7 protein-coding genes and 2 pseudogenes are annotated in these 6000 nt (G+C 72.5%); 6 read left to right on the forward strand and 3 right to left on the reverse strand.

Annotated elements, in window-relative coordinates; genetic code table 11:
• Positions 1–63 precede the first annotated feature (63 nt).
• The 3 genes and pseudogenes from BM536_RS02660 to BM536_RS42245 all read left to right on the forward strand — a co-directional run bounded on the left by BM536_RS02660 (position 64) and on the right by BM536_RS42245 (position 1133).
• A complete protein-coding gene (locus BM536_RS02660) occupies positions 64–480 on the forward strand; it encodes a PCC domain-containing protein (RefSeq protein ID WP_211362810.1) in 417 nt (138 codons plus the stop codon).
• 35 nt (positions 481–515) lie between these two features.
• Positions 516–698, forward strand: a pseudogene (locus BM536_RS44660) (DUF2267 domain-containing protein); the annotation flags it as partial.
• 153 nt (positions 699–851) lie between these two features.
• Positions 852–1133 (forward strand): hypothetical protein, encoded by a 282-nt coding sequence (locus BM536_RS42245; protein WP_073492417.1) that lies wholly within the window; start codon positions 852–854, stop codon positions 1131–1133.
• A gap of 58 nt (positions 1134–1191) precedes the next feature.
• Here the strand turns inward: BM536_RS42245 and BM536_RS02675 are convergent, their stop codons facing one another.
• Both BM536_RS02675 and BM536_RS44665 read right to left on the reverse strand, forming a co-directional pair.
• Positions 1192–1620 carry a CBS domain-containing protein gene (locus BM536_RS02675; RefSeq protein WP_073492419.1) on the reverse strand — a complete coding sequence of 143 codons (429 nt, stop codon included), beginning with the start codon at positions 1618–1620 and terminating at the stop codon, positions 1192–1194.
• Between the two features lie 123 nt (positions 1621–1743).
• Positions 1744–2051: pseudogene (locus BM536_RS44665) on the reverse strand (hypothetical protein); the annotation flags it as partial.
• Between the two features lie 425 nt (positions 2052–2476).
• Here BM536_RS44665 and BM536_RS02680 point away from each other — a divergent pair.
• From BM536_RS02680 to BM536_RS02690, 3 genes are all read left to right on the forward strand, one after another.
• Positions 2477–3094 (forward strand): TOPRIM nucleotidyl transferase/hydrolase domain-containing protein, encoded by a 618-nt coding sequence (locus BM536_RS02680; RefSeq protein WP_073492421.1) that lies wholly within the window; start codon positions 2477–2479, stop codon positions 3092–3094.
• A gap of 202 nt (positions 3095–3296) precedes the next feature.
• The gene (locus BM536_RS02685; RefSeq protein WP_073492423.1) at positions 3297–4022 is read left to right on the forward strand and encodes a VOC family protein; all 726 of its coding nucleotides are present in this window, start codon (positions 3297–3299) and stop codon (positions 4020–4022) included.
• Between the two features lie 338 nt (positions 4023–4360).
• On the forward strand, positions 4361–5575 hold the full coding sequence (locus BM536_RS02690; protein WP_094102452.1) for an MFS transporter: 1215 nt from the start codon (positions 4361–4363) through the stop codon (positions 5573–5575).
• 11 nt (positions 5576–5586) lie between these two features.
• Here the strand turns inward: BM536_RS02690 and BM536_RS42255 are convergent, their stop codons facing one another.
• Complete coding sequence (locus BM536_RS42255; RefSeq protein WP_342748769.1) at positions 5587–5805, reverse strand: GMC oxidoreductase; 219 nt, start codon at positions 5803–5805, stop codon at positions 5587–5589.
• Positions 5806–6000 lie beyond the last annotated feature (195 nt).

Here is a 6000-nt window from a genome sequence, read left to right on the forward strand (position 1 = left end):
ACGCGGGCCGTCGCCGCGGCCGTAGGGCGATTGACGCCGCCGGGCACGGGTACCCGGGCGCGCATGAAGTGGCGGCAGGTGCAGGGCTCCCCGGCCGTGCTCCACGCGGTGGTCCTGCATCCGGACGAGGAAGTGGTCGCCGAGTTCACCGGCTGCGCCCGCGCCCAGTCCCCGAGGGCGTCCCGGGTGACCTCTGTCGGCGCGTCCTCTCAGGCCACCGCCGCCTGGTTCGACCGCGCCGCCAAGGACCACCGGCGGACGAGGGTGGACGAGCAGTGCGCGGCGCTGTCGCCGGGGGACATCGCCGCCGACGAGGACGAGCCGACCCGCACCCGCACGCCGTACTGGGACCCGCGGACGACACGACCCATGGCGGGCACCCGCCGGACGGCCGGGTGCGGCCGACGCCGGAGGTCGTCGTCCGGGACGGTCAGCAGGCACTCCCGCAGATCCACCGTGCCGATCTCGGACCGGCACTGAACAACCCGCCGCGGAACAGCACCGGGGAGCGACTCATGACGGACCCGGAATTCCTCGCCGCCGTGCGGGAGCAGGGCGGGTACGCCGACAACGCCGAGGCGGCACGCGTCAGCGAGGCCGTGCCGAGCACCCTCGGGGAGCGTCCGCGACCGACCGTGGCCGGCCATCTGGCGGACCAACTGCCCCTGTGGATCAGCCGATTCGTCACCCGGGGGAGAACACCGGGCGGAGCTGGGGCGTGCACGAGTTCGTCCACCAGGTGGCGCGCGCGGCCGCCGACGACGAGGAGACCGCCCTGCCGGGCGGCTACGCGGCGCTCCTCGGCCACACCGAACGCACCTGACGACTCACGCGTTGAGGAGATGACTCGAATGCGGTTCCTCGGACTGATACTCCTTGTCGCCGCCGGCGCCTTCACGGGCCTGGTGATCGCCGACAACCTGTCCGGCGGACCCCGGTACACGGTGTCCGTGCTCGGCCGGGAGATCGCCACCATGAACACGCTCGCGATCTTCTGCTCCGGCCTCGCGCTGGCCCTGATCTTCTGTCTGGGCCTGGCCATGGTGAAGGGGAGCGCCACACATCGCCGTCACCGCAGGACGGGAAGGACCGACCCGTACGAGACGCACGACGCGACCCCGATGCACCCCTGACGTGACGGGGGGCGGCCGGCCCCGGCGCGCTCCGCACCTGCGTCGACAACGGCTCGCGTCAACGGTTCGGGGCGGCCTCGCTCACGCCCAGCAGGGCCGCGTGAGGGTGCTGCTCGGTGACGGCGAGGTCGCCGAGACTCACGATGCCGACCGGGCAGCCGCCGTGCTCGACGACCGGGAGGCGCCGCACGGCGTGCCGCCGCATCAGCTCGATCGCGTGATCCGTGGTGTCGTCCGGCGCCAGGGTCACCACCGGCGGGCGGGTGCACACCGTGCCGACGGCCGTCTCGGCCGGGTCGAGGCCCTCGGCGACGGCTCGGATCACGATGTCCCGGTCGGTGAGCACGCCGAACAGATCACTGTCGTACGTCACCAGGACATCGCCGATGTCCTCTTCGCGCATCAGACGGGCGGCGCGCGCCACCGTCGTCATCGGCTCGACGGCGGCCGTGCCGGACGACATCACGTCGCGTATCTGCCTGGTCATGGGGACCTCCTGGTCCTGCGTCGGCGGCGCATGGCACCGCCCGCGTAACCCGCACCGGCGACGGCAAACCGGCGGGAGCGTCCGCAGCGGCGGGGGTCGGTCACGCCGTGGAGAGCCGCTCGCGCGACCGCGCCTGTCCAGGAAGGGACGCAGCCGGGTGTACGGCCAGGCGTTGATCACGTCCTCGTCGGTCAGCCGGCCGCGCTGCGCCATACCGACGCCGTACCGCATGTGGGCAACCCGGTACCGGTGCGGGCACATGCGGCGGGGATCTCGTGGAAGTCGGCGTCGATGCCCGGCGGCATGCCGGACCGGTGGTCCACCGTCCGTCCGTGGTCGCGCTGAGCGGGCATCCGCTCGTCCGTCATGCCCTGCGTGTACGCGTCCCGCCCGTGGTCGGTGATCGCGTGACCGGCGTAGCCGCGCTCCGCATGTCAGCGCGACCCCGGGCGTTGAGCCGGGCGGCCTGGCGTGTCAGGTGGCCGCGTTCGGCGAGGTTGGGGCCTTTCGGGCCGCCTCGGCGGTCTCGCCTCCCTGCGGTGTCGACTGCCGGGTCGGTGAGCGGGTCGGCGACGGCCTGGGGCCAGCGGGCCGCGAGGCGGACCCCGAGCTGCCCGGAGCGGCGGAGTACAGGCACGAGGGGCGGAGCGGCGGAGTACGGGCACGAGCGCGCTGCCGTCCCAGAACGATCGCGCACCACCGGCGCGGCGCGCTGGGCGGCGGTGCACCCGCCAGGGACGCCGGCCGTCGCGGACGCGGGGCCGTCGCGGACGCCGGGCCGGGTCGCCGGGCCGCGGGGCCGCGGACCGTCGAATAATTGCGTGCCGGAGCATCCGCGTTGGTGCAGACTCGCCCCATGGCGGACATGCGGGCGTTCCGGGACGAGGTGATCGGCTGGGCGGCCGGTGGTCCCGGTGAGGTGGCGAGTGATCTGGCCGTGCGACTCGGTGTGCGCACAGCGGTGCTGCTCGAGGGGCGGAGCGACCTCGCCGCAGTCGAGACGCTCGCCGCACGGCGTGGCCGGGACCTGGCCGCCGAAGGAGTGTGCGTCGTGCCGATGGGCGGGGCGATGAGCGTCGGCCGTTATGCCGACCTCCTCGGGCCGCCCGGCCTCGGCCTGCGCCTGGCCGGACTCTGCGACGAGGGCGAGCAGCGCTTCTACGACCGTGGCCTGGAGCGGGCGGGGGCGCCGCGCCGGAACTTCTTCGTGTGCGTGAGCGACCTGGAGGACGAACTCATCCGCGCGCTGGGCCCGGCCGAGGTCGAGGAGGTCGTCAGGGCCGAGGGCGACATCCGTGCCTGGCAGACCTTCCTGCACCAGCCCGCACAGCACGGCAGGCCCCGGGAGCAGCAGTTGCGGCGCTTCCTCGGTACGAAGAAGGGCCGCAAGATCCGCTACGGCCGTCTCCTGGTCGAGGCCCTCGAACCCGAGCAGGTGCCGGCCCCGCTCGACGACCTCCTCACCAGTCTCTGACCCGGTGGACGAGGACGGCTGTCCGTGACGACGGTGACCGAGCGCGCTTGATGAGTTGACCGGGTGACGCGGCGTGGGCAGGGTCGCCAGCGTCCGCCACGACCTGAACGAGAAGCTTCCCGCCGGTGAACTGCCCTGCCCTGCCCGGTCCTTCCCGAACGGGCGGTGAGGCAGCGAGCCCACAGATCGGAGATGCCCCAACATGACCTCCCACCTTCACGCGCTCACCTTCGACGCGAACGACCCACCCCGCCTCGCGCGCTTCTGGGCCGGCTTCCTCGGCTGGGAGACGACCCACGACCCCTACGGCGCCATCGCGCTCCTGCCCAATGACGACACCGGGTTCCGGATGCGGTTCCTCCCGACCCAGGAGCAGAAGGCGGGCCCGAACCAGACGCACTTCGACATGACGAGCAAGTCCCTCGAGGACCAGCAGCAGACCGTGGCCAAGGCGCTCGAACTCGGCGCCCGGCACATCGACATCGGCCAGCGCCCGGAGGAGGGGCACGTGGTGCTCGCCGACCCGGAAGGCAACGAGTTCTGTGTCGTCGGGCCGGGCAACAACTTCCTCGCGGACTGCGGATTCATCGGCGCGCTCGCCTGCGACGGGTCGCAGGAGGAAGGGTATTTCTGGAGCCGGGCGCTGGGCTGGCCGCTGGTCTGGGACCAGGACCAGGAGACCGCGATCCGCTCGCCGCACGGCGGCCCCAAGGTCACGTGGGGCGGTCCGCCGCTGTTGCCGAAGACCGGGAAGAACCGGCTGCACTTCGACATCGCTCCACCTGCCGACGGCGATCAGCAGGCGGAGGTCGACCGTCTCGTCTCCCTCGGGGCGAAGCGGCTCGACATCGGCCAGGGCGAGGTCGGTTGGGTGGTGATGGCCGACCCCGACGGCCATGAGTTCTGCGTGCTGCCTCCCGGACTCTGACGCGGGCGGGCAGCGAGTGAACGCCGGGAGTCCCTCGGCCGGGGTGACCGCGCTCCTCGGGCGGGGCGACTTGTCCGGCCCCCACCCCAGCGGCGACCGATCCCCGGAATTCGGTGATGCACACGACGTGTGGCAGTGGTGACTCCGTGTTCGGCGGTCACTTCCGGTACTCCGTCGATGATACGGACCCGGAGTTCTCGGTCGTTCCGGCCGCCCGAGCCCCCGGCCCGGTGATCTTCTTCCCCGGCCCGCCACCAGCGTGTACGTTCGTCGTTCGTACGTACTCGGCGCGGGGCGTGCCCGCCCTGCCGCACCCGCGTGAAAAGAACGTCTCAGCAATGGACCTGGCCACCCGCCGCCGTCGAGCGGCACTGTTCCTCCTCTTCCTGGTACCCGGTCTGTCGATCTCCTCCTGGGTGACCCGGACGCCCGACATCAGAGACCAGCTCGGCGCGTCGACCGCGCAGATGGGGCTCATCCTGTTCGGTCTGTCGGTCGGCTCCATGATCGGCATTCTCGGTTCCGGGGCGCTGGTGGCCCGGTTCGGCACCCGGCCCGTCATGGGCGCCGGGACGCTCCTGGTCATCCTCAGCATCGCGGTCGTCGGCGCCGGATCGATGCTCACCTCCGCACCCGTCGTGACGGCCGGACTGTTCCTCTTCGGCGCCGGAATGGGCGGGGGAGAGGTCGCGGTCAACGTCGACGGGGCCGAGGTCGAACAGATCACTGGGCGGACGGTCCTGCCCACACTCCACGGCTTCTTCAGCCTGGGCACCGTCGTGGGAGCCGCGTTCGGCATCCTGTGCACCGCGGTCGCCGTCCCGGTGCAGTGGCATCTTGCCGTCGTCGTCGCCGTCACGGCCGGCATGTTCGCCCACGCCCTGCGCGCCATCCCCGGCGCCGTGGGAAAGAACCGGGACGGGGGCCGGCGGATCGAGGACGGTACCGCGCCGACCCGGGGGCGGGTGTGGAAGGACCGACGGCTGCTGCTGATCGGGGGTGTCATCCTGGCCATGGCCCTGGCCGAGGGCGCCGCGAACGACTGGCTGCCCCTGCTCATGGTCGACGGTCACGACGTGGACCCCGCCCTGGGATCCGCCGTCTACACCGGCTTCGCCGCCGCCATGACGATCGGCCGCTTCGGCGGCGGCTTCCTCATCGACCGCCTCGGCCGCACGCCCGTCGTCCGGGCCAGCGCCGTCTCCGCGACCCTCGGCATCGCCGTCGTCGTCTTCGCCGACTCCGCCGTCCTGGCGGGCGCCGCGGTGCTGTTCTGGGGCATGGGAGCCTCGCTCGGCTTCCCCGTCGCTCTCTCGGCGGCCGGTGACTCCGGCCCCGACGCAGCGGCCCGCGTCAGCCTTGTGGCCATGATCGGATACGTCGCGTTCCTCGTCGGACCACCCGGCCTCGGCTTCCTCGGCGACCACTACGGCCTTCGCGCCGCCATGATCGTCGTCCTCGCCTTCACCGCCGTGGCCATCGCCCTCGCCCCTGCCGTCGGCACAAGCTCCGCGCCGCCCCCACGCGCCCCTGACGCCGCGGTGCGCCCCTGAGACGACACGCTTCATCGACGATTTTCCGACCCCGGTGTGCCGCTCGAGGGGTCGGCGACCCGCGGACCGGCCAGGCCGTGCACCCTGCCGTAGAGGTCGACAGCGGCGTCGGGATCGTCCTGCGGGCCCATCGGAACCGTGCCGCAGGCGTGTGGGGCCGTACCCAGGTGGTCACGGATCCAGGTGTCGAGGAGCCGGTCGTCGTCGAGCGTCTCCGGGGTCGGTTCCAGGAGTCCCCGCGGACACCTGCCGGAAGGCCGCCGTGGAAAACAGGGCGGCCGTCAGACGCGGCAGACCGGTCGCGGACCGGTCGTGGACCGTGTGCGGACCAGTCGACCTGGCTGTCACCACCTATGGCTGAGCGCCCCTTGGGAGCCGACCCCGATCCTGAGCCCGATCCTGAGCCGGACCGACCGCCGGCCGAC

The sequence above is a fragment of the Streptomyces phaeoluteigriseus genome (assembly GCF_001896135.2).
In the GTDB taxonomy this organism is placed as follows: domain Bacteria; phylum Actinomycetota; class Actinomycetes; order Streptomycetales; family Streptomycetaceae; genus Streptomyces; species Streptomyces phaeoluteigriseus.

Coding starts and splice junctions, on each gene's coding strand:
- BM536_RS02660 (WP_211362810.1), top strand. CDS start 64: ATGAAGTGGCGGCAGGTGCAGGGCTCCCCGGCCGTGCTCCACGCGGTG.
- BM536_RS02675 (WP_073492419.1), bottom strand. CDS start 1,620: ATGACCAGGCAGATACGCGACGTGATGTCGTCCGGCACGGCCGCCGTC.
- BM536_RS42245 (WP_073492417.1), top strand. CDS start 852: ATGCGGTTCCTCGGACTGATACTCCTTGTCGCCGCCGGCGCCTTCACG.
- BM536_RS02690 (WP_094102452.1), top strand. CDS start 4,361: ATGGACCTGGCCACCCGCCGCCGTCGAGCGGCACTGTTCCTCCTCTTC.
- BM536_RS02680 (WP_073492421.1), top strand. CDS start 2,477: ATGGCGGACATGCGGGCGTTCCGGGACGAGGTGATCGGCTGGGCGGCC.
- BM536_RS02685 (WP_073492423.1), top strand. CDS start 3,297: ATGACCTCCCACCTTCACGCGCTCACCTTCGACGCGAACGACCCACCC.